Consider the following 25,663-nt stretch of genomic DNA (forward strand, 5'->3'; position numbering starts at 1 on the left):
GCGATGATTCCCGGAGAGATCCTCTTCGCCGACGAGCCGATCGCCTACAACGAAGGCCGCGGGGTCACCCGGCTCACCGTCCTCAACGCCGCCGACCGGCCCGTCCAGGTCGGCTCCCACTACCACTTCGCCGAGGCCAACCCCGGTCTGGAGTTCGACCGCGCCGCCGCGCGCGGCAAGCGGCTGAACGTCGCCGCCGGCACGGCCGTGCGCTTCGAGCCCGGGATCCCGGTCGACGTCGAACTCGTCCCGCTCACCGGCGCCCGCATCGTGCCCGGTCTGCGCGGGGAGACCGGAGGTGCCCTCGATGCCTGAGATCTCGCGTGCCGCGTACGCCGACCTGTTCGGCCCGACGACCGGCGACCGCATCCGGCTCGCCGACACCGACCTGCTGGTCGAGATCGAGGAGGACCGCTCGGGCGGCCCCGGACTCGCCGGTGACGAGGCGGTGTTCGGCGGCGGCAAAGTCATCCGCGAGTCCATGGGCCAGTCCCGTGCCACCCGCGCGGAGGGCACCCCGGACACCGTCGTCACCGGCGCGGTGATCATCGATCACTGGGGGATCGTCAAGGCCGACATCGGCATCCGCGACGGGCGGATCACCGGGATCGGCAAGGCCGGCAACCCCGACACCATGGACGGCGTGCACCCGGACCTCGTGATCGGCCCGGAGACGGAGGTCATCGCCGGCAACGGACGGATCCTCACGGCGGGCGCGATCGACGCGCACGTCCACTTCATCTGCCCGCAGATCGCCGACGAGGCGCTGGCCTCGGGCATCACGACCCTCGTCGGCGGCGGCACGGGCCCGGCCGAGGGGTCCAAGGCCACCACCGTGACCCCCGGCCCCTGGCACCTCGCGCGCATGCTGGAGTCGATGGAGGCCCACCCGCTCAACATCGGCCTGCTCGGCAAGGGCAACACCGTCTCCCACGACGCGATGCTGTCCCAGATCCGGGGCGGCGCGCTCGGCCTGAAACTGCACGAGGACTGGGGCTCGACCCCGGCCGTCATCGACGCCGCGCTCACCGTCGCCGGACAGACCGGCATCCAGGTCGCCATCCACACGGACACCCTCAACGAGGCCGGGTTCGTGGGCGACACGCTCGCCGCCATCGCCGGGCGGGGCATCCACGCGTACCACACCGAGGGCGCGGGCGGCGGGCACGCGCCGGACATCATGACCGTGGTCTCCGAGTCGTACGTGCTGCCGAGCTCCACCAACCCGACCCGGCCGTTCACCGTCAACACCGCCGAGGAACACCTCGACATGCTGATGGTGTGCCACCACCTCAACCCGGCGGTGCCGGAGGACCTGGCCTTCGCCGAGTCCCGGATCAGGCCGTCCACGATCGGCGCCGAGGACGTGCTGCACGACCTGGGCGCGATCTCGATCATCTCCTCCGACTCCCAGGCCATGGGGCGCGTGGGCGAGGTCGTCATGCGGACCTGGCAGACCGCGCACGTGATGAAGCGGCGCCGGGGCGCACTGCCCGGGGACGGGCGGGCCGACAACCGCCGGGTCCGTCGCTATGTCGCCAAGTACACGATCAACCCGGCCCTCGCCCAGGGCCTGGCCCGGGAGATCGGTTCGGTGGAGAGCGGCAAGCTGGCCGACCTGGTGCTGTGGGAGCCCGCGTTCTTCGGGGTCAAGCCGCAGCTCGTCATCAAGGGCGGACAGATCGCGTACGCGCAGATGGGCGACGCGAACGCCTCCATCCCCACCCCGCAGCCCATCCTGCCCCGCCCGATGTACGGGGCGATCGGGCGGGCGCCGGCCGCCAACTCCGTCAACTTCGTCGCGCCCCTCGCCGTCGAGGACGGGCTGCCGGAACGGCTGGGTCTCGGGAAGCGGTTCGTGGCGATCGACTCCACGCGCGGCGTCACCAAGGCCGACATGCGGGAGAACGACGCCCGGCCCGAGGTGCGGGTCGATCCCGACAGCTTCGCCGTGCACATCGACGGAGAGCTGGTCGAGGCTGCACCCGCGGCCGAACTCCCCATGGCCCAGCGGTACTTCCTGTTCTGAGGCGGTCCTGATGTCACGTGCGGCGCTACTCGTGCTGGCCGACGGCCGCTTTCCCGCCGGGGGACACGCCCACTCCGGCGGGGCCGAGGCGGCCGTCAAGGCGGGCCGGATCAGCGGGGCGGCGAGTCTGGCGGACTTCTGCCGCGGGCGGTTGCACACGGCGGGGCTGGTGGCCGCGGGCCTCGCGGCTGCCGCCGCGCTCGGGATCGACCCCGTCGCACTCGACCGTGCCGCGGACGCCCGTACCCCGTCGCCCGCGCTGCGGCTCGCCGCGCGCAAACTCGGGCGGCAACTGCTGCGGGCCGCCCGGGCGACCTGGCCGTCCACCGAACTGGACGCCCTGGCGCAGGAGTTCCCCAAAGGGGCGCACCAGCCTGTGGTGCTCGGCCTCGCGGCCCGGGCGGCGGGTCTGGGGCCGGTCGACGCGGCGTACTGCGCGGCGTACGAGAACGTGAGCGGCCCGGCCACGGCGACCGTGCGGCTGCTGAGCCTGGACCCTTTCGACGCCACGGCGGTCCTGGCCCGCCTGGCACCGGAGGTGGACCGCGTCGTGGACCGGGCGGTGGAGGCCGCACGCCAGGCCGACGGCGGCGGGGTCGACGCCCTGCCCGCCGCGTCGGCACCGCTGCTGGAGATCGGGGCGGAGGCGCACGCGGCCTGGCCGGTACGCCTGTTCGCCTCGTAGCCGCCTGCCGACAACGCCGAGCGGGAACACCTCCTGAGGGGCGCGGGGCCGTATTCGGTGTGCGGCTCCGCCGCGTGAGCGCGACCAGCCCCCACTCACCCGCACCCCGACACCAGCGCCCGCCATCCCGCATCGCCCGCACAACCCGGACCCACCCCACCAGGAGCCGCACATGCACCTCGACCACCACCACGACGGCCCGTCCGCGGTAAGCGCCGACGCCCGCCGCCCCGACGGCTCCCGCCGCGCCCTCCGCATCGGACTCGGCGGACCCGTCGGGTCCGGAAAGACCGCCACCGTCGCCGCGCTCTGCCGCGCGCTGCGGGACGAGTTGTCGCTCGCGGTCGTCACCAACGACATCTACACCCGGGAGGACGCCGAGTTCCTGCTCCGGGAGGCCGTGCTGCCGCCCGAGCGGATCACCGCCGTGGAGACCGGGGCCTGCCCGCACACCGCGATCCGGGACGACATCTCCGCGAACCTGGAAGCGGTGGAGGACCTGGAGGACGCCATCGGGCCGCTCGACCTGGTCCTCGTGGAGTCCGGTGGGGACAACCTCACCGCGACCTTCTCCAGGGGGCTGGTCGACGCGCAGATCTTCGTGATCGACGTGGCGGGCGGGGACGACATCCCGCGCAAGGGCGGGCCGGGCGTGACCACCGCCGACCTGCTCATCGTCAACAAGACCGACCTCGCCCCGTACGTCGGCTCCGACCTGGCGCGGATGGCGGCCGACGCCAAGGCGCAGCGGGCCGAACTGCCGGTCGTCTTCCAGTCGCTGCGCAGCGAGGCCGGGGTGACGGAGGTGGCCGTCTGGGTGCGTGCCCAGCTCGACGCGTGGGCGGCTCGGGCGTGAACAGTTCCGGGGTGCGGTCCGTCGCGCGGATCGTCGCGCGTGACGACGGCCGGGGCGGCACCGCCCTGCCCGTGCTGGAGAGCGACGGGCCGCTGGCGCTGCGGCGCACCCGGGGGAGCGGTGCCGAGGCGCGGGTCATGCTGGTCGGCGCGATGAGCGGGCCGCTCGGCGGCGACCACTTCACCGTCCGGGCCCGGGTCGAGGAGGGAGCGCGGCTGTCCGTCGGGTCCGCCGCCGCCACCATCGCCCTGCCGGGCCAGGCCAAGGGCGAGGCCCGCTACGACGTCCGGCTCGATGTCGCCGACCATGCCGAACTGCATTGGGCGCCCGAACAGTTGATCTCCGCGAAGGGCAGCGACCTGCACGTCACGACCCGTGTCGACCTCGCCCCCGCGTCCCGGCTCGTGCTCCGCGAGGAGCAGGTGCTCGGGCGGGCAGGTGAGGAACCCGGGCGGCTGACGAGCCGTCTGACCGTGCGGCTCGCCGAGCGGGTCGTGCTCGACCAGGAGCTGGCCTGCGGCCCCGGCGCCCCGGGCGGCTGGGACGGGCCCGCCGTGCTCGCGGGGCACCGGGCCGTCGGGCAACTGGTTCTCGTACGGCCGGAGTTCGGTACCGAGCCGGTGACGGCCCGGGTGCTGGGGGACGGAGCCTCGGTCGTTCCGCTCGCCGGTCCCGCCGCACTGGTCACCGCCGTGGCCCCGGACGCGCTGCGGCTGCGACGGCTGCTCGACGAGGCGCTGGCGTCCCTCTCCTAGCCGTCCGCAGAGCAGAACGCGCCTCACCGGTTATCGGATTGGCAAAGAAGGGCGGCTGCCCCCTGGTCTCAGGGACCTCACAGCCGCGAGGATCCCCGTACTGATCGCAACGATGTACGGGGAGGTCACACTTGAGGGGTACGAGACCGAAGAGGCGGACGGCGGCGCTCGGTTCGGCCGGAGCGCTCGTCGCGGCCACGCTCATAGCCGGCGCCGTCGCGGCGCCCTCGGCGAACGCGAGCGCGAGCGCGGGCACCCGCCACGGCCAGGACCGTGAGGCCCGGGGCGCCGCGCTCGCCGCCGCCCGGGCCGCGAAGGCCGGCATCGACTGGCAGGACTGCCCCGCCGACTGGAACCTGGCCAAGCCGATCCAGTGCGGGTACGTCACCGTGCCGCTCGACTACGCCGAGCCGCACGGCAAGCAGATCAAGCTCGCCGTCGACCGCATCGGCAACACGGGCACGAAGTCCGAGCGGCAGGGCGCGCTCATCTACAACCCCGGCGGCCCAGGCGGCTCCGGACTGCGCTTCCCGGCCCGGGTCACCAACAAGAACCCCGTCTGGGCCAACGCGGCCAAGGCCTACGACTTCGTGGGCTTCGACCCGCGCGGCGTCGGCAGGTCCACGCCCATCTCCTGCGTCGACCCGCAGGAGTTCGTCAAGGCGCCCAAGCTGGATCCGGTGCCCGACTCCGAGGCCGACAAGCTCGCCCAGCGCAAGCTGGCCCGCGAGTACGCCGAGGGCTGCCAGGAGCGCAGCGGCTGGATGCTGCCGCACATGACCACGCCGAACACCGCGCGCGACCTCGACGTCATCCGCGCCGCCCTCGGCGAGAAGAAGCTCAACTACCTCGGCGTCTCCTACGGCACCTACCTCGGCGCCGTCTACGGCACCCTGTTCCCGGGGCACGTGCGCCGCATGGTCGTCGACAGCGTCGTCAACCCGTCCCGCGAGAAGATCTGGTACCAGGCCAACCTGGACCAGGACGTCGCCTTCGAGGGCCGCTGGAAGGACTGGCAGGACTGGGTCGCCCGCAACGACGCGACCTACCACCTGGGCACCACCCGCGACGCCGTCCAGGCGAAGTGGCTCCAGCTGCGCGCCACGGCGAAGAAGAGCCCCATCGGCGGTGTCGTCGGACCGGCCGAGGTCATCTCCTTCTTCCAGAGCGCCCCGTACTACGACTCCTCGTGGGCCCCGGTGGCGTCCGTCTTCAGCAAGTACGTCGCCGGCGACACCCAGGCACTCGTCGACGCCGCCGCTCCGGACCTGTCCGACACCGCGGGCAACGCGGCCTCGGAGAACGGCAACGCCGTCTACACGGCCGTCGAGTGCGCCGACGCCAAGTGGCCCACCAGCTGGCGCAGGTGGGACCGGGACAACACCCGGCTGCACCGCGACCACCCGTTCATGACCTGGGCCAACGCGTGGATGAACCTGCCGTGCGCCACCTGGCCGGCCAAGCAGCGGACGCCCGTCGACGTCCGCACGGGCAAGGGACTGCCGGGTGTGCTCATCGTCCAGTCCGAGCGTGACGCCGCCACGCCGTACGAGGGCGCCGTCGAGCTGCACAAGCGGTTCAGGGGCTCGCGTCTGATCACCGAGAAGGACGCCGGTTCGCACGGCGTCACCGGCCTGGTGAACGCGTGTGTCAACGAGCGGGTGGACGCGTACCTGCTCGGCGGGAAGCTGGACGGTGCCGATGTGACGTGCGCCCCGCACGCCACACCGAAGCCGTAACCCGCGCTGTACGACGGGCAGGGGCGGCCGGGCATCCGGCCGCCCCTGCCTCACGCCGCGAACCAGGCGTCCTCCGCCGCGTAGTCGAAGAGGTCCGGGTAGACCAGCGCGAGGGTGGGGAACGCCTCCTTCCAGTCCTGCTCGGACAGCCGCCGGGTGAGCCACTCGACGGTCTCCGGCAGGGCTTCGGGGTAGGACACGACGGGGCGGTAGCCCAGCTCCCGCTCCGCGGCGGCCATGTCGAACACGACCGGCAGCTCCACCGACCAGGGCGAGCTGCCCACGGACGGTGAGGGCGCCGGCCCGTCCACCAGGACGGTCTCCGTCTCCACCCCCATGACGGCGTCCACCGCCGCCCCGATCTCGGACACCGTCGGCGACTGCGGATCGCAGGCGTTGAGCACCCGCGAGCCCGGGCGGGCCGCCGCCAGCCGGATCAGCTCGGCGATGTTGCGGGCGGCCGACGGGTGGAAACGGCTCTCGCCCCGGAAGGCGAGCACGCGCCTGCGCCGTCCGTCGAGGTTCCGTTTCACGAAGTACAACTCACGGGGGAGCGGACTGTGGGGACCGTGCACGGCGCCCGGGCGCAACACCGTCGTGGGCAACCGGTCGCCCGCCGCCAGGAGTTCGCTCTCCAGCGCGGCTTTGCCGGTGCTGTACGTGGCGTCCCCCGGCGCGAGGGTCGGCTGGTTCTCCGGTACGGGCACGGGGTACCGCGGACAGCCGTCCGGCTCGCTCATCGTTTCGAAGCCGCGGCCCTGGCCGTCCTCGTACACCATCACCGTGGACAGGACCACGGCCGAACCGATGCGGTCCGCCAGTCCCGTCAACTGCCGTGCGTGCCGTGCCCCGTAGGCGACCATGTCGACCACCAGGTCGCAGCCGTCGCCGATCAGCTCGCTCAGCGCCGCGTCGTCCTCGCGGTCCAGCCGCCGCGTCCGTACCCCTTCCGGCCAGCTCTCGTCCCGGGCCGCCCCGCGCGAGGCGGCCGTCACCTCCCAGCCGTCCCGGGCCAGCGCCTCCACCGCCGGCCGTCCGATCTGCCCCGCCGCTCCGATCACCACAGCACGTCTCATGCCGGGAACGTAGATCGTCGGGCCGGCCGGGGGAACGGCTTCTGCCGACAGCAGACCTCAACTGAGCGGGATCCGCGGGAACTTCCGCTCCTTGGCAGCGGCCTCCTCGGCCTTCACGACGGCCGCGTACTGGTCGACGTACTCCTGCTCGGACAGGGAGAGGACCGCGTACATGATCTCGTCGGTGACGGCGCGCAGGATGGCCTTCTCGTTCTCCATGCCGGCGTAGCGGGAGAAGTCGAGAGGCTTGCCGAAGCGGATCACGACCGGGTGGATGTTGGGGATGACCTTGCCGGGCGGCTGCGCCTCGAAGGTGCCGATCATCGCGCAGGGGACCACCGGGACACCGGCCTTGAGGGCCATCACCGCGACGCCGACCTTGCCCTTGTAGAGCCGGCCGTCGTGCGAGCGGGTGCCCTCGGGGTAGATGCCGAGCAACTCGCCCTTGCTCAGCACGCCGAGCCCCTCGCGGATCGCGGCCTGCCCGGCGTCCTTGCCGGAGCGGTCGACGGGGATCTGCCCCGCGCTGCGGAAGAAGAAGGCCGTCAGCCGGCCCTTGATGCCCGGCCCCGTGAAGTACTCGGCCTTCGCGAGGAAGGTGATGCGCCGCTTGAGGATCGCGGGCATCAGGAAGTGGTCCGAGAACGACAGGTGGTTGCCGGCGACGATGGCCGCGCCCTCCGACGGTACGTGTTCCAGACCTTCTATTCGAGGCCGGAAAACCAGTCTCAGCAGCGGGCCCAGCAGCACGTATTTCAGCAGGTAGTAGAACAAAGCGGGCGCTCCTCGACTCTCGCGGTGGACTCGCCGCCGCGTTCCAGCAGGTCAACCGGCATGTCGTGGGGTGCCAGTGTAGGTGCAGGCGCGACCACCGGGCACCTCGTGCGGCAGGACCGCGTCGATCCTTCACCGTTTGACTGATGGTCAGTCAGGAGAGTGCGTCCGATGGTGCTCATGCGGCTGGGGAGGACCGCGGGACCAGCGTGCTGCTCCATGCGGGTGACCGGCAAGTGGAACGGGTGGCATGGCGGGATACGAAGGGTGCCTGGCCAACCGCTGGTTCTTGCGGCTCTCCCGAGTACTCTGCGAGGCATGCGGATCTCGGTTTCCTCGGACATGGACGAGCCTGTCGCCCGCACTCTCGTGGCCGCGCTGCGCGACCGGGGGCACGAGGTGCGCCCGCACGGTGCGCTGAGCCCCGGGGACGACGCGCAGTGGGCGGTGTGCTCCGAAGCGGCGGCTCGCGAGGTCGCCGAGGGGACGGCCGACCAGGCCGTGGTGTGCTGCTGGACCGGCACGGGCGCCTCGATCGCCGCGAACAAGGTGCCGGGCGTCCGGGCCGCCCTGTGCACGGACGCCTACACGGCCGACGGGGCCCGCCGCTGGAACGACGCCAACGTGCTGGCGCTCAGCCTGCGGCTGACGTCCGAGCCGCTGCTGGCGGAGATCCTCGACGCGTGGTTCGCGGGCGAGCCCAGCGCAGACGCCGAGGACCGGCAGAACGTGGACCGCGTCAGGCTGCTCGACCACGGAAAGGACCGGCTCTAGGGACTGCCCGGCTCACAGCCGCACGATGATCAACGCGGTGTCGTCGGTGCTCCCGCCGGGCGGCAGCAGTTCCATCAGGACGGTGTCGGCGAGGACCTCGGGATCCTGGTCCCGGCTCCGGCTCAGCGCGTCGGCGAGGCGGGCCAGGCCGGTGTCGATGTCCTCGCCGCGTCGCTCGACCAGGCCGTCGGTGTAGAGCACGAGTGTGGCCCCCGGCGTGAAGATCGTCTCGGCCTGGGGTCTCGGAATCGGGTCGGGGCGGGCGTCCAGCGGCGTGTCGGTGGCCCCGTCGAGGAACTCCGTACGGCCGTCCGGGTGGACCAGCACGGGAGGGAGATGGCCGGCGCTGCTGTAGGTGATGCACCGCCGGTCGAAGTCGATGAAGGTCGTCACCGCGGTCGCCGACTCCGCGCCCTCGACCACGTGCGCGTAGCGCCCCAGCACGTCCAGCGCCTGGGCCGGACCCTCGGCGACCCGGGAGGCCGCGCTCAGCGCGCTGCGCAGCTGGCCCATGACCCCGGCGGCCTCCAGCCCGTGCCCGACCACGTCGCCCACGGACACGCCGATCCGGCGGCCGCCGACCAGGTCGACCAGGTCGTACCAGTCCCCGCACACGTTGAGGGCGCCGACGGCGGGCCGGTACCGGACGGCGGCCCGGTGGTGGTGGCTGACCTGACGGCGGTCGGGCAGCATCGCCTCCTGGAGGGCCAGCGCCACCTCCCGCTCCCGGGAGTGCGCCTGGCGCAGCCGTTCGTTCAGCTCCTGGAGCTCCCGGGCACGGGTGTACAGCTCGGCTTCCAGGACCCGGGCCCGGCTGCCCTTGTTCCCTCCTGAACGCCCCCTGGCCCGGATCAGCTCCGTGACCTCCTCGACGCGGTGCAGGATCAGCACCACCTTCCCGTCGGAGTCGAGCAGCGGCGCGTTGACCGGGCTCCAGTAGCGCTCCTCCCACTCCCCGGGCCGCTCGGGATCCTCGACGTCGTAGCGCTGAAGAGCCATCGCGTCCCGCTCGCCGGTCGCCAGCACCCGGTGCAGCGAGGCCCTGAGATTGCGCATGCCCGTCGCGGCCGGGTTGTTGGGGTTGTCGGGGAAGACGTCGAACAGGTACTTGCCGATGAGCTGCTCGCGGGAGCGGCCGGAGACCCGGACGAACTCCTCGTTGACGTCCGCGTACACGAGTTCGGGCGTCAGGAGCGCCACCATGCCGGGCAGGGCTTGGAACACCGCCGCGTAGTCGATCGCCGAATCGGTCATGGCAGCCGCCTCACCAGTGCCCAGAATTTACTATTTCCCCACGGTGTGGGGTCTACCCCGGTCTCACCCCAGGAGATCCGACAGCGACTCCCCGGCGAAGGCCGCGGGAGCCGGTGGGGCGAGACCCGTGAGGGGCTGCTCGGCCCAGATGATCTTTCCGTCCGGGACGAACCGCGTGCCCCACCGCTGGGTCAGCTGGGAGACCAGCAGCAGTCCGCGCCCGCCCTCGTCGGTGGCGCGGGGGTGACGCAGATGGGGCGCGGTGGCGCCACCGTCGAAGACCTCGCAGACCAGGGCACGCTCCCGGATCAGCCGGAGCCGGATGGGCCCGGTGGCGTACCGGATGGCGTTGGTGACCAGCTCGCTCACCACCAGCTCCGTGGTGAAGCACAGCTCGTCCAGGCCCCAGCCGGACAGTCGCCGGGTGGCCGCGCGGCGGGCATCGGCGACCACGGCCGGGTCCGGGGGCAGCTCCCAGACCGCGACCTGCCCGGAGTCGAGGCGCCGCGTACGGGCCATGAGCAGGGCCACGTCGTCGTGCGGTCGCGCCGGGACCAGTGCGTCGACCACGGTCCGGCAGTAGTCCTCGAGCGGCCCGATCTGTCCCAGCGCCCGGCCCAGCCGTTGCCGGCCGGCGTCCACGGCCCAGGTCTCGCCGCGGGCCAGCAGCCCGTCGGTGTGCAGGGCGAGCGTGCTGCCCTCCGCCAGGGACAATTCCACCGCCTCGAAGGGCGGGCCGCCCACCCCCAGTGGCGGCCCCTGCGGAAGATCGACGAACGTCACCGAGCCGTCCGGCAGCACCACCGCCGGCGCGGGATGACCCGCGGCCGCCATCGAGCAGCCGCCGTCGACCGGGTCGTACACCACGTACACGCATCCCGAACCCATGGACTGTGCGCCGTTGCCCGACGCACCCGGCTCCACCCCTGCCTCCCGCGCCGACCGCGCCACCAGGTCGTCGAGGTGCGCCAGCACCTCCTCGGGCGGCAGATCCAGGGCGGCCAGGGTCCGTACGGCGGTCCGCAGCTGCCCCATGGCCGCGGCGGCGTCGATGCCGTGCCCGGGCACCTCGCCCACCACGAGCGCCACCCGCGCCCCGGAGAGCGGGATCAGGTCGTACCAGTCACCGCCCAGGCCGGTCAGCTCGTCGGCCGGCCGGTAGCACGCGGCCACCTCGACCGCGTCCTGCTCGGGCAGCCGAAGGGGGAGCAGACTGCGCTGCAGGACAAGCGCCGCGTCCCGCTCGCGCGCGTAGCGCCGGGCGTTGTCCACGCAGACGGCGGCACGGGAGACCAGGTCCTCGGCCAGCCGCAGGTCCTCCTCGTCGAAGGGCTCGAGCCGGCGGCGCCGGAAGAACGTGGTGACGCCCAGGGTGGTGCCGCGCGCCCGGACCGGCACGATCATCACACTGTGCAGGCCGAGCTCCAGGAACGTGGTGCGCGGGTCGCCCGGGACGTGCCTGGCCCAGGTCCGGGTCCGCGGGTCGAGCCGCTCCTCGCGCCAGGACCGTCCCGTGGCCAGGCAGCGGATCGGGGGCGAGTCGGCCAGGTAGGTCGCGACCTCGCCGATCCCGACGACGGCCTCCGGAAGGTCCCCCTCCGCGGCCCGGTGGCCGGCGCGGCGCAGCGCCACCGGTCCGGAGTCCGCGAGCGGACCGGGCACCGGCTCGGCGCCCCCCAGCACCGTCTCCAGCAGGTCCACGGTGACGAAGTCGGCCAGTCCGGGCACGGCCACGTCGGCCAGTTCCTGCGCGGTGCGCATGAGGTCGAGGCTGCGGCCGATGTTCTCGCCCGCCCGGTCCAGGAGCGCCAGCCGCTGCCGGGCCCGGTGCCGCTCGGTCACGTCGACGACCGTGTAGGACACGCCGATGGGCCGGCCCCGGTCGTCGTCGAGGCGCATGAACGACAGCATGTGCGCCGTCTCGCGCAGCGGAGCCGAGCGCACCTGGCCCACGTGCTCGTACCCGGACACGGCCTCCCCGGTCTCCAGCACGTGCCGCATCTGCGCCTCGACCGCCTGGGCGTCCAGGCCGGGCTGGACGTCCGCGAAGCGCAGACCGAGGCGCCGGGGTGCCGGTCCGCCGCCGAACTGCTCCAGGGCGGTGTTCGACCACACGAACCGCAGGTCCGTGTCGACGATCGCGATGCCGACCGGGGCGTCGCTCAGCATCCGTTCCAGCACCGCGCGGCTCATGTGCCAGCCGGGTGCGCCGGTCAGTTCCGCCAGGTGCGCCAGCCAGCGCGAGCCGCCGTGCGCGTCCTCGGCGGAGGCGATCCGCGCCACGACCCGCACCGGCACGCCGTCCTTGCGGCGGGCCGTCAGCACCCCCGTCCACCCGCCGTCCTCGCGGCACCGCTCGACCAGGTCCGGCACGCGCTCAGCGCCCTCGGCGGTCAGCAGGTCGGCGAGCTTCCTGCCGACCGCCTCGGGAGCCGTGTACCCCAGCAGCCCCTGCGCGGCCGTGGTCCAGCCCGACACCACGCCCCGCGGATCGAGCAACAGGGGCGCGGCGTCGGCCACGTCGAACCGCCGCCGGGCACCGCCGTTCTCCTCGTCTGCGCCCACGGCCGACCTCTCTGTCGCTGAGAGTGGTCTACCACCTCTTGTCTCAATCTTCACCCTTCCTGCGGAAGGGGGCGGCTTGTGCGGGTCCTGCCGGGGCGGCCCTCGCCGTCGGTCCTCCTTACCCGGGGAACCCGAGGACCTTCTCCAGCGACCCCAGCGCCCCCACCAGCTCGTCGCCGGTGACGGTGAGCGGCGGGGCCAGGCGGACGGTCGAACCGTGGGTGTCCTTGACCAGGACCCCCTCCCGCATGAGCCGTTCGCTGATCTCGCGGCCCGTGCCGATCGCCGGGTCGATGTCGACGCCCGCCCACAGGCCCCGCGCGCGGAAGCCCACGACGCCCTTGCCGACCAGGCGGGACAGGCCCTCCCGCAAGGTCACGCCCAGTTCGGCCGCGCGCCGCTGGAACTCACCCGTCTCCAGCAGTTCGACCACCGCCGTGCCGACCGCGGCCGCCAGCGGATTGCCGCCGAACGTCGACCCGTGCTCCCCGGGGTGCAGCACCCCGAGCACCTCCCGGCGCCCGACCACCGCGGACACCGGCACGATCCCGCCGCCCAGCGCCTTGCCCAGCAGCACCACGTCCGGCACGACCGACTCGTGCTCGACCGCCAGGGTGCGCCCCGTACGGCCCAGTCCGGACTGGATCTCGTCCGCGATGAACAGGCACCCCTCGCGGCGGGTCAGCTCGCGCACCCCGGCCAGGTAGCCGTCGTCCGGGATGATGACCCCCGCCTCGCCCTGGACCGGCTCGATCAGCACCGCCGCGGTCGTCTCGTCGACCGCTGCCTCCAGCGCCGCCAGATCGTTGTACGGCACGACGCGGAAGCCCGGGGTGAAGGGGCCGAACCCGCGCCGGGCCGACTCGTCCGTGGAGAAACCGACGATCGTCGTCGTACGGCCGTGGAAGTTGTCCGCGGCCACCACGATCGTCGCCCGGTCGGCCGGGACGCCCTTGACGTCGTAGGCCCACTTGCGGGCCACCTTCACCCCGCTCTCCACCGCCTCCGCGCCGGTGTTCATGGGCAGCACCATGTCCATCCCGGTCAGCGCCGCGAGCCGCTCGGCGAACTCGGCGAGCCGGTCGTTGTGGAAGGCGCGCGAGGTCAGGGTCAGCCGGTCGAGCTGACGGTGGGCCGCCGCGATCAGCGCCGGATGCCGGTGGCCGAAGTTGAGAGCCGAGTAGCCGGCCAGCATGTCGAGGTAGCGACGCCCCTCCACGTCCTCCACCCAGGCGCCCTCGCCTCGGGCGACGACCACGGGCAGCGGGTGGTAGTTGTGCGCGAGGACCGGCTCCTCCGCGCGGATGAGCTCCTCGGAGCCACGGGTGCGGACAGGTGCGGTCATGAGCGGATCTCCCGGATCTCCTGGGTGCAGCACTTGATGCCGCCACCGGCCTTGTGGAACTCGGACAGGTCGACGGGGACGGGGACGTAGCCACGGCCGGCGAGTTGCCCGGCCAGGCCCGTCGCCCCCGGCGAGATGAACACATGGCGCCCGTCGGAGACGGAGTTGAGCCCGAACGCCATCGCGTCCTCGCGGGTGGCGAGCACCGCGTCCGGGTACAGCCGGGCCAGCACCTCACGGCTGCCCGGCGAGAACGCCTCGGGGTAGTAGGCAATGTTCCCGTCGTGCCCGTCGTCGAGGACGAACAGCGCCGTGTCCAGGTGGTAGAAGTACGGATCCACCAGCGTCAGAGAGATCACCGGAGCCCCGAAGTACTCCTGCACCTCGCTGTGGGCCTCCCGGGTGGTGCGAAAGCCCGTCCCGGCCAGGATCCAGCGGCCGGTCGGCACCAGGTCGCCCTCGCCCTCGCACACCGACTCGGGGTGGTAGACCTCGTAGCCCGCCGCCTTGAACCACGCCTCGTACGGCACGGACTCGGGACGGCGCTCGGGCGCGTGGAAGAGGGAGCCGAAGACGCGGCCGTCGACGACGACCGCCGCGTTCGCGGCGAAGACCATGTCCGGCAGGCCGGGAACGGGGTTCACAGTGTCCACGGTATGGCCGTGGGCCCGGTAGGTCTCGACCAGTGCCTGCCACTGGTCCAGGGCACGGATGACGTCGACGGGTTCGTCGGGGCGCATCCAGGGATTGATGGCGTACTGCACGGCGAAGTGTCTGGGCTCGCAGACGAGGAAGCGCCGCGGGCGCGGCACACAGGAGTCGGGCACAGAGGGGTTCCCCCGCTTCCTAACGGTGTGTGACTGAGGGTTGACACCAAGGTAGGAACCGACGGAGCCGGCCGACAAGGAACATCAGTTGCGCGTCGGCGCAGGAACGCTGCGTCTTCGGGCCTCTCGGCGCAGGTCTGGTGCGCCGCTCTCGGGGCCCTACTCCGGAGCGGGCTGGCTGGCGCCCGCCTCCGGGCTCTCCGGCAGCAGATGCGACAGCACCATCACGCTGATCGTCTTCCGGATGAACGGCTCCTGGCGGATCCGCTCCAGCACCTCCTCGAAGTGCTCCACGTCCCGCGCCCGCACATGCAGCAGCGCGTCCGCACCGCCGGTCACGGTCATCGCCGCGGTGATCTCCGGGTAGTCGCGCACGACCTCGGCCAGCCGCCGCGGCGGGGCCGCGCCCTCGCAGTACACCTCGACATAGGCCTCCGTGCGCCAGCCCAGCGCCCACGGCTTCACCGTGGCCGTGAACCCGGTGATCACGCCCGTCTCCCGCAGCCGGTCGACCCGGCGCTTGACCGCCGTCGAGGACAGCCCGATCGCCGTGCCGATCTCGGCGAACGACGTCCTGGCGTTCGCCATCAACGCGGTGATGATCTTCTGGTCGAGTTCGTCGAACGCCGTGGACCTGCTGTTCATGCGGGCACTGTATCCAGCGGGAACGTGCACCCCCGGCACATGTCCAGACGTACGGATCGCCCCTAGACTCCGGGGTCATGCTGCGCGCCCTGGCTGTCGACGACGAACGCCCCTCGCTGGAGGAACTGCTCTACCTCCTGCACGCGGACCCCCGCATCGGCAGCGCGGAGGGCGCCGGTGACGCGACCGAGGCACTGCGCCGCATCAACCGTGCCCTGGAGTCCGGACCCGGCGGGCCCGAAGCGATCGACGTCGTCTTCCTCGACATCCAGATGCCCGGCCTCGACGGCCTCGACATGGCCCGGCTGCTCACCGGTTTCGCCCGGCCGCCGCTCGTCGTGTTCGTCACCGCCCACGAGGACTTCGCCGTCCAGGCCTTCGACCTCAAGGCCGTGGACTACGTCCTCAAACCCGTCCGCAAGGAGCGCCTGGCCGAGGCCGTACGGCGGGCCGCCGAACTGCGCGGCACCCCGTCCCGCATACCCGTGAGCGAACCCGACCCCGACCAGATACCCGTCGAGCTCGGCGGGGTGACCCGCTTCGTCGCCGTCGACGACATCACCCATGTGGAGGCCCAGGGCGACTACGCCCGCCTGCACACCCACAAGGGCAGCCATCTGGTCCGTATCCCGCTGTCCACCCTGGAGGAGCGCTGGCGCTCCCGCGGCTTCGTCCGCATCCACCGCCGCCACCTCGTCGCCCTGCGCCACATCGGCGAACTCCGCCTCGACGCGGGCACCGTCAGCGTCCTCGTCGGCGCCGAGGAGCTCCAGGTCAGCCGGCGCCACACGCGCGAACTGCGCGACCTGCTGATGAGGAGGCCCTGACGGTGCCCCAGGACCACACCGAACGCCGCGTCGTCGTCACCGGTCCGCCCCGATCCACGAACCGGGCCTCCGGCTACTACCGCCCGCGCACCGAGATCGACGAACAGACCACCCTCGGCCACACCTACGTCCGCTCCCTGATGCGCACCCAACTGCGCGCCGCCCTCACCGTGTTCGCGGTCCTCGGCCTCCTCGTCGGCCCGCTGCCGCTGCTGTTCGCGGCGATGCCCGACGCCCGCCGCCTGGAGTGGGCCGTCCTCGGCTTCGGCCTCTACGCCCCGCTGGTCCTGCTCGCCCGCTGGTACGTCCGCCGCGCCGAGCGCAACGAGCGCGACTTCGTACGCCTCGTCGAGGACCGCTGACCGGCGACCGGCGGACCCACGACCCATGAACTCCAGCTACGCCGTCCCCGCCGTCGCCCTGGTCGTCGTCGCGACCGTCCTGGTCGGCGCCTTCGGCCTGCGCATCTCCCGCACCACCTCCGACTTCTACGTCGCCTCCCGCACCGTCGGGCCCCGCCTCAACGCGGCCGCCATCAGCGGCGAGTACCTCTCCGCCGCCTCCTTCCTCGGCATAGCGGGCCTGGTTCTGGTGCAGGGCCCCGACATGCTCTGGTACCCGGTCGGCTACACCGCCGGCTACCTGGTCCTGCTGCTCTTCGTCGCCGCCCCGCTGCGCCGCTCCGGCGCCTACACGCTGCCCGACTTCGCCGAGGCCCGCCTCGACTCCCGGGCCGTACGGCGCCTCGCCGGCGCCTTCGTCGTCGGCGTCGGCTGGCTGTACCTGCTGCCCCAGCTCCAGGGCGCCGGACTGACCCTGACCGTGCTGACCGGGGCGCCCGACTGGCTCGGCGGAGTGATCGTCGCCGTGGTCGTGACCGCCACGGTCGCCGCGGGCGGCATGCGCAGCATCACCTTCGTCCAGGCCTTCCAGTACTGGCTGAAACTCACCGCCCTGCTCGTCCCGGCCCTCTTCCTGGTCCTCGCCTGGCAGAGCGACGGAGCACCCCGTCACGCCTTCGACGAACCTGCGAGCTTCCGCGAGCAGCGCGTCGTCCGCGTCGGCGACAGCATCGACCTGAAGCTGGACCGGCCGCTGACCGTCACGGTGAGCGGCACCGTGGACGGCCGTACGCACACCGGCACCCGCCTCGAACTCCCGGCCGGCACCCACCACGTCGAGCGCGGCACCCGGCTCACCTTCGCCGCGGGAGGAACCGTCCCCAAGGCCGAGCGCAGCGGCGGCGGCGACCTGTCGCCCACGCAGGCCGAGAGCCGCGAGGAACGCCCGCTGTACGCCACGTACGGACTGATCCTCGCCACGTTCCTCGGCACCATGGGCCTGCCGCACGTCGTGGTCCGCTTCTACACCAGCCCGCACGGCGTCGCCGCCCGCCGCACCACCGTCGCGGTCCTGGGCCTGGTCGGCGCCTTCTACCTGCTGCCGCCCGTCTACGGCGCACTCGGCCGCCTCTACGCCCCCGAGCTCACCCTCACCGGCGACACGGACGCCGCCGTCCTGCTCCTGCCCGACCGCCTGATCGGGGGAGTGGGCGGTGATCTGCTGGGCGCCCTGGTGGCGGGCGGCGCCTTCGCCGCGTTCCTGTCCACGGCCTCGGGGCTGACCATGGCGGTCGCGGGCGTCCTCACCCAGGACGTCCTGCCGTCCCGGGGCGTACGCCACTTCCGGCTCGGGACCGTCTTCGCCATGGCCATGCCCCTCGCGGCGAGCGTCCTGGTCGGCGGGCTCCCGGTCGCCGACGCCGTGGGACTCGCCTTCGCGGTGTCCGCCTCCTCGTTCTGCCCCCTGCTCGTCCTCGGCATCTGGTGGCGCCGGCTGACCCCGCCCGGCGCGGCGGCGGGGATGCTGGTCGGCGGCGGCTCGGCCCTGCTCGCCGTCGCCGCGACCATGGCCGGCTACCCGGGCGAGGGCGCCGCTCTGCACGCCCTGCTCGCCTGGCCGGCGCTCTGGTCGGTGCCCCTGGGCTTCCTCACCATGATCCTGGTCTCCCTGGCCACGCCCGGCCGGGTGCCGCCGGACACGGCGGCGGTCCTGGCCCGGTTCCACCTGCCCGAGGAACTGCGCACGGAGGTGACGACGGTATGAGCGGATTCCTGGCGGGCCTGTGTGTCGCCGTGCTCCCCGTGCTGGCCGCGGGGGTCTGGCTGGGCCGGCGCACGGCACGCCCCCAGAGTCTCGGCGGCCTCGGCACGCCCGTCGAGCACGCCACCTTCGAGACCCTGCACACCGCCTCCCTCGCCGCGCCCCCGCTGCGGGCCGGACTGACCGAGGAGACCGCCCGCAAGTCCGCCCGCAAGCTGCGCTCCCTGCTCGGCACGGACGCCCTCTGCCTCACCGACCGCGAGCAGGTCCTGGTCTGGGACGGCGACGGCGACCACCACCGCACCGAGATCATGGAACGCCTCGCCGACGCTCTGGACACCGGCCGCGGCGAGGCCTTCCGCCTCACCTGCGACCTCCTCGACTGCTCGGTGCGCTGGGCGGTCGTCGCCCCGTTCACCGTCGACGACCGGGTGCACGGCGCCCTCGTGGCCTGCGCGCCCCGGGAGTCGGCGGTCCTGGTCCGGGCGGCCGGTGAGGTGGCCCGCTGGGTGTCCGTACAGCTGGAGCTGGCCGACCTCGACCAGTCCCGGACCCGCCTCATCGAGGCCGAGATCAGGGCGCTGCGGGCGCAGATCTCCCCGCACTTCATCTTCAACTCGCTCGCGGTGATCGCCTCGTTCGTCCGCACCGACCCCGAGCGCGCCCGCGAACTCCTTCTGGAATTCGCCGACTTCACCCGCTACTCGTTCCGCCGGCACGGCGACTTCACCACCCTCGCCGACGAGCTCCACGCCATCGACCACTACCTGGCGCTCGTACGGGCCCGCTTCGGCGACCGCCTCTCCGTCACCCTCCAGATCGCCCCGGAGGTGCTGCCGGTCGCCCTGCCCTTCCTCTGCCTCCAGCCGCTCGTCGAGAACGCCGTCAAGCACGGGCTGGAGGGCAAGGCCGTGTCCTCGGGCAAGTGCCACATCCAGATCTCCGCCCAGGACGCGGGTGCCGAGGCCCTCGTCGTCATCGAGGACGACGGCGCCGGCATGGACCCCGGCCTGCTGAGCCGCATCCTGGCCCGCGAGGTCAGCCCCTCCGGCGGCATCGGCCTCTCCAACGTCGACGACCGGCTCCGCCAGGTCTACGGCGACGACTACGGCCTCGTGATCGAGACCGCCACGGGCGCCGGGATGAAGATCACCGTGCGGATCCCGAAGTACCAGCCGGGCGTGCACTCGGCGGGCCGGCTGACCCGGGAGTGAGCCGTCAGGTGCTGCGCGAGGTGACCACCATCCCGAGGGTGATCAGGCCCAGGACGACCCAGCCGAACCACAGCCAGCCGTTGCTCCCGAGCGCCACCGTGTAGGCCGTCACCATGACGAGACCGCCGACGGTGAGCACCCCCATGGTCTTCGTCGAGGTCGAACCGTTCGTGGAACCGGGCATCGCAACACCCTCCTCATGGTCCGGTCCCTCCATGGTGCCCGCCCAAAGCCCGGCGCGCACGGGCCGTACCACAAGAGGTTTCTAGCGCCCCTGCCCGTTCAGGGAGGCCAGATAGGCGTTGTACGCCTCGAGCTCCTTGTCCCCGTCGCGGTCCGCGGCCCGGTCCTTGCGCCTGGCCTGCCGCTGATCCGAGGCGTACCACTGGAACAGCAGCGCGATCAGCACGAGCACGGAGGGGATCTCGCTGAACGCCCAGGCGATACCGCCCGCCGCGTTCTGGTCGGAGAGCGCCTCGACGCCGAGCGAGGCGGGCGGGTTCTTGAACGTCTCGACCATCGGCTCGGACGCCATCATCAGCGCGATCCCGAAGAACGCGTGGAACGGCATGCCCGCGAAGAGCTCCAGCATCCGCATCAGGTAGCCCGGCCGGTGCGGGCCCGGGTCCACGCCCATGATCGGCCAGAAGAACACCAGGCCGACGGCGAGGAAGTGCAGCATCATCGCGACGTGCCCCGTCTTGGAGCCCATCAGGGTGTCGAAGAGCGGAGTGAAGTACAGCCCGTACAGGCTCGCGATGAACAGCGGGATCGTGAACGCCGGGTGCGTGACGATCCGCATGTACCGGCTGTGCAGGAACATCAGCAGCAGCTCGCGGGGCCCCTTGCGACCCCGCCCGGCCGTGGGCAGCGCCCGCAGCGCCAGCGTGATCGGCGCGCCGAGCAGGATCAGGATCGGCGACACCATGCTGATCACCATGTGCTGCACCATGTGCACGCTGAACATGACCATGCCGTAGTCGTTCAGCCGGGTGCACATCATGAGCATGATGCTCAGCACACCGATGACGTAGCCGACGGTCCGCCCCACCGGCCATTTGTCCCCGCGCCGTACCAGCCGCGCGACACCCCACCCGTACAGCGCCAGCCCGACGAGGCAGGCGACGAGGAAGAACGGGTCCGCCGACCACTCCAGCCCTCGTCCCAGCGTGAACGGCGGCAGATCCATGGTCATGCCGTGCCCGCTGTGATCCATTCCGCCGGCTCCTGTTTCGTGGGGGTGTGCAGCAGTCTGTCCGCCCACAAGAGTAGAACCGCCCCCGGCCACGCAAGTGACCGGGGGCGAAGTAAGGGGCGCGGGGCTGTGTTCGATTGCGGCTCCGCCGCGTGGGCGCGATCAGCCACACACGACCCGCACCCGGCGAACGAGCACCACCTCAGAGAACGGTCTCCGCCTCGGCGTACCGCTCGTCCGGCACGGTCTTCAGCGTCTTGACGGCCTCGGCCAGGGACACCATCACGATGTCGGTCCCGCGCAGCGCGGTCATCTGCCCGAACTCCCCGCGATGCACGGCCTCCACCGCATGCCACCCGAACCGCGTGGCGAGCACCCGGTCATAGGCGGTAGGCGTACCACCTCGCTGCACATGCCCGAGAATGACGGGCCGGGCTTCCTTCCCCAGCCGCCCCTCCAGCTCCACGGACAGCTGCCGGGCGATCCCGGCGAACCGCTCGTGCCCGTAGATGTCCTTGCCGCCCTCGTCGAACTCCATGGTCCCGGCCCGGGGCTTGGCCCCCTCCGCCGCGACCACGATCGCGAAGCGCTTGCCCGCCTCGAACCGCTCGCCGACCCGCTTGGTCAGTTCCTCTATGTCGAAGGGCCGTTCAGGAACGACGATGGCGTGCGCACCGGCCGCCATGCCGGAGTGCAGCGCGATCCAGCCGGTGTGCCGGCCCATGACCTCGACCACCAGCACCCGCTGGTGCGACTCGGCCGTGGTCTTCAGGCGGTCGAGGGCCTCGGTCGCCACGCCGACGGCCGTGTCGAAGCCGAAGGTGACGTCCGTGACCGCGATGTCGTTGTCGATGGTCTTCGGCACACCCACGACGGGCAGACCGCTGTCCGACATCAGCCGGGCCGCCTTGAGCGTGCCCTCGCCGCCGATGGGGATGATCGCGTCGAGGCCGAGTTCCTCGACGTGGCCCTTGGCCCGCTCCACGCCGTCCCGCAGATGGGAGGGCTGGACCCGGGAGGACCCGAGAATCGTGCCGCCGCGGGCGAGGATGCCGCCCACCGCGTCGAGGTCGAGCTTGAGGTAGTCGCACTCCAGGAGGCCCTTCCAGCCGTCCCGGAAGCCGATGACCTCGTCGCCGTGGTCGACGACGGCGCGGTGCACGACGGACCGGATGACGGCGTTCAGGCCGGGGCAGTCGCCGCCGGACGTGAGGACACCAATGCGCATAGCCCGAAATACCTTCTCAACGTGGGCCGGGGACCGGACCACGTTGTCCGGCTCGAATGCCCGCCACCCTAGCGGCATCGGGGGGCCGGACCGAACCTCGCGTCCGCCTGCTGGACGACCCCGCTCACCTGTGCGGATGTGCCGTCAGACGGGCTGTTGACCAGCAGGTTGACGCATACCCCGGGCCTGCCGCGGGCCAGCGCCTAGGCAGGCTGCTGAGCAGCGGCGATGCGCTCGTCGCGCAGGGCCTCGTACCAGCGGTCGTCGGTCGGCGGCAGCGCGTTGACGTCGAGGGCCAGCTTCAGCAGCAGGTCCGCGATCAGCGGGTTGCGCGCGAGCACGGGGCCGTGCATGTACGTGCCGAAGACGGTGTCGTTGTACGCGCCCTCCGTGCCGTCGCCCGTGCCGTTGCCGTTGCCGAACTGCACTCGGGCGAGCGGGCGGGCGGTGGGGCCGAGGTGGGTGACGCCCTGGTGGTTCTCGAAGCCCGTCAGCGGGGGCAGGCCGAGACGCGGGTCGATGTCACCCAGCACGTCACCGACGCACCGCGCGCCCTCGCCCCGCACGGAGACGACGTCCAGCAGCCCGAGACCGGGCTCGCGCTGGCCGAGGTCGTTGATGAACTCGTGGCCGAGGATCTGGTAGCCGGCGCACACGGAGAACACGATGGCGCCGTTCTCCACGGCCCGCTGCAGTCCGCCGTCCCGGCGCAGCCGCTCGGCGGCGAGCCGCTGCGGACGGTCCTCGCCGCCGCCGATCAGATAGATGTCGCCGGAGGTCGGGATCGGCTGGTCGCTGCGTACGTCCAGCCGGGCCACGTCCAGGCCGCGCTGCTGCGCCCGGCGCTCGACGACGAGGACGTTGCCCTGGTCGCCGTAGGTGCTGAGCAGGTCGGGATAGATCCAGACGACCCGCAGTTGGTTGTCGCTCACAAAAGTCCCCTGACGTCTCGTGCTCAGTTGCCGACCCGGCGGCGCAGGTCCTGGAACGCCGTGTAGTTGGCGATGACCTCGATCCGGCCCGGCGGGCAGGCCTGCACGGCCTGGTCGAGGTTCTCGTAGACCTGGAAGTGCTGGTTCGCGACCTCCAGGCGCACCGCCAGGTCCAGCCTCCGGTCGCCGATCACGCAGATGGGGTGCCCCGTCAGGCGCGAGTAGTCGACGTCCCACAGCCAGGAGGTGTCGGTGCCGTCGGCGCCGCGCGCGTTCACCGAGAGGATGACCGGCGTGGGCGGCGGGTCGATCAGGGAGAACGTCTCCAGCCAGCCGGCCGGGTTCTTCGCGAGCAGCAGCCGGAGGTCACGGCCCTGGAACTGGACCACGTCGTACCGTCCGGCCACCGCCTGCACCTGGTACATGCGCTCCAGCGCGACCTGCGGCGGCACCCCGAACACGGCGGCGACGGCGGCCGAGGAGGCGGCGTTGGCCTTGTTGGCGCGGCCGGGCAGCTGGAGGTGGATCGGCCAGGCCGAGCCGTGCGGGTCGAGGACGTGGTCGTTCGAGAGCGCCCAGCTCGGCGTGGGACGGCGGAAGCCGCACTCGCCGCAGAACCAGTCGTCGCCCGGGCGCTGCATGACGCCACCGCACGACGGGCAGGACCAGGCGTCGTCCTTCCACATCTGCCCGGCTGCGACCCAGATCACATTGGGGGAGGAGGACGCCGCCCACACCACCAGCGGGTCGTCGCAGTTGGCCACGACCACGGCCTTGGAGCCCGCGAGCCCTTCGCGCCAGTTCTCGGCGAGCATGCGCGTCTCGGCGGCCCGGTCGAGCTGGTCACGGGAGAGGTTGAGCAGCGCGATGCACTTCGGGGCGGTGTCCCGGGCGACACCGGCGAGGTACTTCTCGTCGACCTCGATGACGCCGTACCGCGCGTCCGAGCTGCCCGCGAGTGCCGAGGTGATACCGGCCGGCATGTTGGCGCCGAGCGCGTTGGAGACGACCGGCCCGGCCGCCCGCAGTGCCTCGGCGATGAGCCGGGTCGTGGTGGTCTTGCCGTTCGTCGCCGAGACCAGGATCACGTCCAGGTTCTGCGCGAGCCGGGCGAGGAGGTCGGGGTCGAGCTTGAGCGCCACCCGGCCGCCGATCACCGAACCGCTGCCGCGCCCTGCGGCGCGGGATGCCGCCGCGACCGCCTTGCCCGCGGTCACGGCCAGCTTGGCCCGCGGCGAGAGCGGGTCCGAGTTGCCTGCCATCAGTTCTCGATCCTCCTTGCGTACGCGCCGCGCCTTGAAGCCTGACGGCCACGTGGTGTGGACCTCAGCCTATCGAGATCCATTAGCACTCCCGAACCGCGGCACTGTGGCGAACTCGTGTGGAAGGCGCGGACCGACAGGACCTTACTCTTGCCGCCATGCGACAGAGCCCCATCCCCGGCGCTCACGGCAACGTGAGACCCCTCACCCTGCACGGCGACCCCGTGCTCCACACACCTTGCGCGGAGGTCACCGACTTCGGCCCCGAACTGGCCCGGCTCGTCGAGGACTTGTTCGCGACCATGTACGCGGCGCAGGGCGTCGGCCTCGCCGCCAACCAGATCGGCGAGCCGCTGCGGGTCTTCGTCTACGACTGCCCCGACGACGAGGACGTCCGGCACCTGGGGCACGTGATCAACCCGCGCCTGGTCGAGGCGGACGGAGTGGTGATCCGCGGCCCGGAGGGCTGCCTGTCCCTGCCGGGCCTGGAAGCGGGTACGGAGCGTTACGACCATGCGGTGGTCGAGGGCTTCACGATGACAGGGGAGCCCGTCACGCTGCACGGCACAGGCTTCTTCGCCCGCTGCCTCCAACACGAGTGCGACCACCTGGAGGGCCGCATCTACGCGGACCACCTCAAGGGCCGACGCCACCGCAAACTGATGCGGCAAGTGGCCCGGGCTTCATGGCGCCGGGTGGTGTGACTCCCTCAGGGGCGCGGGGCTGTGTTCGATATGCGGCTCCGCCGCGTGGGCGCGACCAGCCCCCACGGCTCCGCACGCGAACACGACGGTCAGAACCCAGGGCCCCCCACCCGGTCACCGGCCGCCGCCAGCCGCCCCCACAACAGATCCGCCAGACTCCGCACCAACTCCGCACGAGAGCAAGGCCGTTCCCCCAGCCACCAGTCCCCGGCGGCATGCATCATGCCGACGATCCCATGCCCCCACACCCGCGCCAGCTGCTGCCCACCCGGCCCGAGGTCCAGCCGCTCCTCGATGACCTGGGCCAGCTCCTCGCCCATCCGGCGCAGCAACGGCGCACTGTGCTTGCCGACATCGAACCCCTGGTCCCCCGGCTGGCCGTCCGCCGGGTGCATCAGGAACCGGTACACCTGGGGCCGCGCCTCGATCGCCGCGAGGTACGTGTCCAACGTCGCCTCGACCCGCTCCCGACGATCCGCCGGCGCGTCCAGCGCCGCGCGCAGGGAGTCCAGCAGCGCGTCGGTGTGCCGCTTGGCAAGGGCCGCGTAAAGTCCGCCCTTGTCTCCGAAGTGCCGGTAGAGGATCGGCTTCGTGATACCCGCCTCGGCGGCGATGGCGTTCATCGAGGCCTGCGGGCCGTCGCGCAGCACCACTCGGTCGGCGGCCTCCAGCAGCTCACGCCGTCGGCGGTCGGCGGACCGTTGCTGATCGGTCCGCTGCGTGGTGTCCATGTGCTCTCCCCACCCGTGCTGATTCGATGACGCCTGCGCAAACTAACACTGAAGCGTGCCCTGGACACCGAACGGGTGCCGACCGGTCGGTAGGAGTTGACGCGGACTACCCGCCGGTAACAGACTGGTGTTACCGCAAGTAA

The 25,663-nt window shown here is 72.1% G+C and carries 25 protein-coding genes; 12 read left to right on the top strand and 13 right to left on the bottom strand.

Annotated features, from left to right (window positions below; all coding sequences use genetic code 11):
- Positions 1-3: 3 nt before the first annotated feature.
- From ABEA82_RS35545 to ABEA82_RS35570, 6 genes are all read left to right on the top strand, one after another.
- On the top strand, positions 4-315 hold the full coding sequence (locus ABEA82_RS35545) for an urease subunit beta (protein ID WP_345665881.1): 312 nt from the start codon (positions 4-6) through the stop codon (positions 313-315).
- Positions 308-2,029, top strand: coding sequence for an urease subunit alpha (locus ABEA82_RS35550; protein WP_345665882.1), 1,722 nt, complete (start codon positions 308-310; stop codon positions 2,027-2,029). Before ABEA82_RS35545 ends, ABEA82_RS35550 begins: the two co-directional genes overlap by 8 nt.
- A gap of 10 nt (positions 2,030-2,039) precedes the next feature.
- On the top strand, positions 2,040-2,714 hold the full coding sequence (locus ABEA82_RS35555) for an urease accessory protein UreF (protein ID WP_345665883.1): 675 nt from the start codon (positions 2,040-2,042) through the stop codon (positions 2,712-2,714).
- A 172-nt stretch (positions 2,715-2,886) separates the two neighbouring features.
- A complete protein-coding gene (gene ureG / locus ABEA82_RS35560) occupies positions 2,887-3,570 on the top strand; it encodes an urease accessory protein UreG (protein WP_345665884.1) in 684 nt (227 codons plus the stop codon).
- Complete coding sequence (locus tag ABEA82_RS35565; RefSeq protein ID WP_345665885.1) at positions 3,567-4,325, top strand: urease accessory protein UreD; 759 nt, start codon at positions 3,567-3,569, stop codon at positions 4,323-4,325. The genes ureG and ABEA82_RS35565 overlap by 4 nt, the downstream gene beginning before the upstream one ends.
- A 131-nt stretch (positions 4,326-4,456) precedes the next feature.
- Positions 4,457-6,064: an alpha/beta hydrolase gene (locus ABEA82_RS35570; RefSeq protein WP_345665886.1), complete on the top strand. Its 1,608-nt coding sequence runs from the start codon at positions 4,457-4,459 to the stop codon at positions 6,062-6,064.
- A 50-nt stretch (positions 6,065-6,114) separates the two neighbouring features.
- Here the strand turns inward: ABEA82_RS35570 and ABEA82_RS35575 are convergent, their stop codons facing one another.
- Both ABEA82_RS35575 and ABEA82_RS35580 read right to left on the bottom strand, forming a co-directional pair.
- On the bottom strand, positions 6,115-7,140 hold the full coding sequence (locus ABEA82_RS35575) for an NAD-dependent epimerase/dehydratase family protein (RefSeq protein ID WP_345665887.1): 1,026 nt from the start codon (positions 7,138-7,140) through the stop codon (positions 6,115-6,117).
- 57 nt (positions 7,141-7,197) lie between these two features.
- On the bottom strand, positions 7,198-7,914 hold the full coding sequence (locus ABEA82_RS35580; RefSeq protein ID WP_345665888.1) for a lysophospholipid acyltransferase family protein: 717 nt from the start codon (positions 7,912-7,914) through the stop codon (positions 7,198-7,200).
- 318 nt (positions 7,915-8,232) lie between these two features.
- Here ABEA82_RS35580 and ABEA82_RS35585 point away from each other — a divergent pair, with 318 nt between their 5' ends.
- Positions 8,233-8,688, top strand: a complete 456-nt coding sequence (locus ABEA82_RS35585; protein WP_345665889.1) for an RpiB/LacA/LacB family sugar-phosphate isomerase — start codon at positions 8,233-8,235, stop codon at positions 8,686-8,688.
- 12 nt (positions 8,689-8,700) lie between these two features.
- Here ABEA82_RS35585 and ABEA82_RS35590 read toward each other — a convergent pair whose 3' ends face one another.
- The 5 genes from ABEA82_RS35590 to ABEA82_RS35610 all read right to left on the bottom strand — a co-directional run bounded on the left by ABEA82_RS35590 (position 8,701) and on the right by ABEA82_RS35610 (position 15,324).
- The gene (locus ABEA82_RS35590) at positions 8,701-9,942 is read right to left on the bottom strand and encodes a PP2C family protein-serine/threonine phosphatase (RefSeq protein WP_345665890.1); all 1,242 of its coding nucleotides are present in this window, start codon (positions 9,940-9,942) and stop codon (positions 8,701-8,703) included.
- Between the two features lie 63 nt (positions 9,943-10,005).
- Entirely contained in the window at positions 10,006-12,507 is a 2,502-nt protein-coding gene (locus ABEA82_RS35595; protein WP_345665891.1) for a SpoIIE family protein phosphatase, read from the bottom strand.
- A 118-nt stretch (positions 12,508-12,625) separates the two neighbouring features.
- Positions 12,626-13,852: an ornithine--oxo-acid transaminase gene (gene rocD, locus ABEA82_RS35600; RefSeq protein ID WP_345665892.1), complete on the bottom strand. Its 1,227-nt coding sequence runs from the start codon at positions 13,850-13,852 to the stop codon at positions 12,626-12,628.
- Positions 13,849-14,679 carry a dimethylargininase gene (ddaH, locus tag ABEA82_RS35605; RefSeq protein ID WP_345665893.1) on the bottom strand — a complete coding sequence of 277 codons (831 nt, stop codon included), beginning with the start codon at positions 14,677-14,679 and terminating at the stop codon, positions 13,849-13,851. The genes rocD and ddaH overlap by 4 nt, the downstream gene beginning before the upstream one ends.
- Before the next feature lie 159 nt (positions 14,680-14,838).
- Positions 14,839-15,324, bottom strand: coding sequence for an Lrp/AsnC family transcriptional regulator (locus ABEA82_RS35610; RefSeq protein ID WP_345665894.1), 486 nt, complete (start codon positions 15,322-15,324; stop codon positions 14,839-14,841).
- A gap of 77 nt (positions 15,325-15,401) precedes the next feature.
- Between ABEA82_RS35610 and ABEA82_RS35615 the strand changes: the two genes are divergently transcribed.
- The 4 genes from ABEA82_RS35615 to ABEA82_RS35630 are packed head-to-tail and all read left to right on the top strand — an operon-like array spanning position 15,402 to position 19,468.
- A complete protein-coding gene (locus tag ABEA82_RS35615) occupies positions 15,402-16,151 on the top strand; it encodes a LytR/AlgR family response regulator transcription factor (protein ID WP_345665895.1) in 750 nt (249 codons plus the stop codon).
- A 2-nt stretch (positions 16,152-16,153) separates the two neighbouring features.
- On the top strand, positions 16,154-16,513 hold the full coding sequence (locus ABEA82_RS35620) for a hypothetical protein (protein WP_345665896.1): 360 nt from the start codon (positions 16,154-16,156) through the stop codon (positions 16,511-16,513).
- A gap of 25 nt (positions 16,514-16,538) precedes the next feature.
- Positions 16,539-18,257 carry a sodium/solute symporter gene (locus ABEA82_RS35625; protein WP_345665897.1) on the top strand — a complete coding sequence of 573 codons (1,719 nt, stop codon included), beginning with the start codon at positions 16,539-16,541 and terminating at the stop codon, positions 18,255-18,257.
- Positions 18,254-19,468 carry a sensor histidine kinase gene (locus ABEA82_RS35630; RefSeq protein WP_345665898.1) on the top strand — a complete coding sequence of 405 codons (1,215 nt, stop codon included), beginning with the start codon at positions 18,254-18,256 and terminating at the stop codon, positions 19,466-19,468. The genes ABEA82_RS35625 and ABEA82_RS35630 overlap by 4 nt, the downstream gene beginning before the upstream one ends.
- 4 nt (positions 19,469-19,472) lie before the next feature.
- Here the strand turns inward: ABEA82_RS35630 and ABEA82_RS35635 are convergent, their stop codons facing one another.
- From ABEA82_RS35635 to ABEA82_RS35655, 5 genes are all read right to left on the bottom strand, one after another.
- Positions 19,473-19,652, bottom strand: coding sequence for a hypothetical protein (locus ABEA82_RS35635; RefSeq protein WP_345665899.1), 180 nt, complete (start codon positions 19,650-19,652; stop codon positions 19,473-19,475).
- An 81-nt stretch (positions 19,653-19,733) separates the two neighbouring features.
- A complete protein-coding gene (locus ABEA82_RS35640; protein WP_345665900.1) occupies positions 19,734-20,684 on the bottom strand; it encodes a cytochrome c oxidase assembly protein in 951 nt (316 codons plus the stop codon).
- 181 nt (positions 20,685-20,865) lie between these two features.
- The gene (locus ABEA82_RS35645) at positions 20,866-21,891 is read right to left on the bottom strand and encodes a 6-phosphofructokinase (RefSeq protein WP_345665901.1); all 1,026 of its coding nucleotides are present in this window, start codon (positions 21,889-21,891) and stop codon (positions 20,866-20,868) included.
- Positions 21,892-22,094: 203 nt separating this feature from the next.
- Positions 22,095-22,823, bottom strand: a complete 729-nt coding sequence (locus tag ABEA82_RS35650) for a type 1 glutamine amidotransferase (RefSeq protein WP_003988687.1) — start codon at positions 22,821-22,823, stop codon at positions 22,095-22,097.
- 23 nt (positions 22,824-22,846) lie between these two features.
- Positions 22,847-24,085, bottom strand: coding sequence for a MurT ligase domain-containing protein (locus ABEA82_RS35655; protein ID WP_345665902.1), 1,239 nt, complete (start codon positions 24,083-24,085; stop codon positions 22,847-22,849).
- Between the two features lie 158 nt (positions 24,086-24,243).
- Between ABEA82_RS35655 and def the strand changes: the two genes are divergently transcribed.
- Positions 24,244-24,789 carry a peptide deformylase gene (gene def / locus ABEA82_RS35660; protein ID WP_345665903.1) on the top strand — a complete coding sequence of 182 codons (546 nt, stop codon included), beginning with the start codon at positions 24,244-24,246 and terminating at the stop codon, positions 24,787-24,789.
- Positions 24,790-24,878: 89 nt separating this feature from the next.
- On the opposite strand, the gene ABEA82_RS35665 is transcribed toward def, so the two are convergent.
- A complete protein-coding gene (locus ABEA82_RS35665; RefSeq protein ID WP_345665904.1) occupies positions 24,879-25,520 on the bottom strand; it encodes a TetR/AcrR family transcriptional regulator in 642 nt (213 codons plus the stop codon).
- Between the last annotated feature and the right edge of the window lie 143 nt (positions 25,521-25,663).

The sequence above is a fragment of the Streptomyces venetus genome, assembly GCF_039540295.1.
In the GTDB taxonomy this organism is placed as follows: domain Bacteria; phylum Actinomycetota; class Actinomycetes; order Streptomycetales; family Streptomycetaceae; genus Streptomyces; species Streptomyces venetus.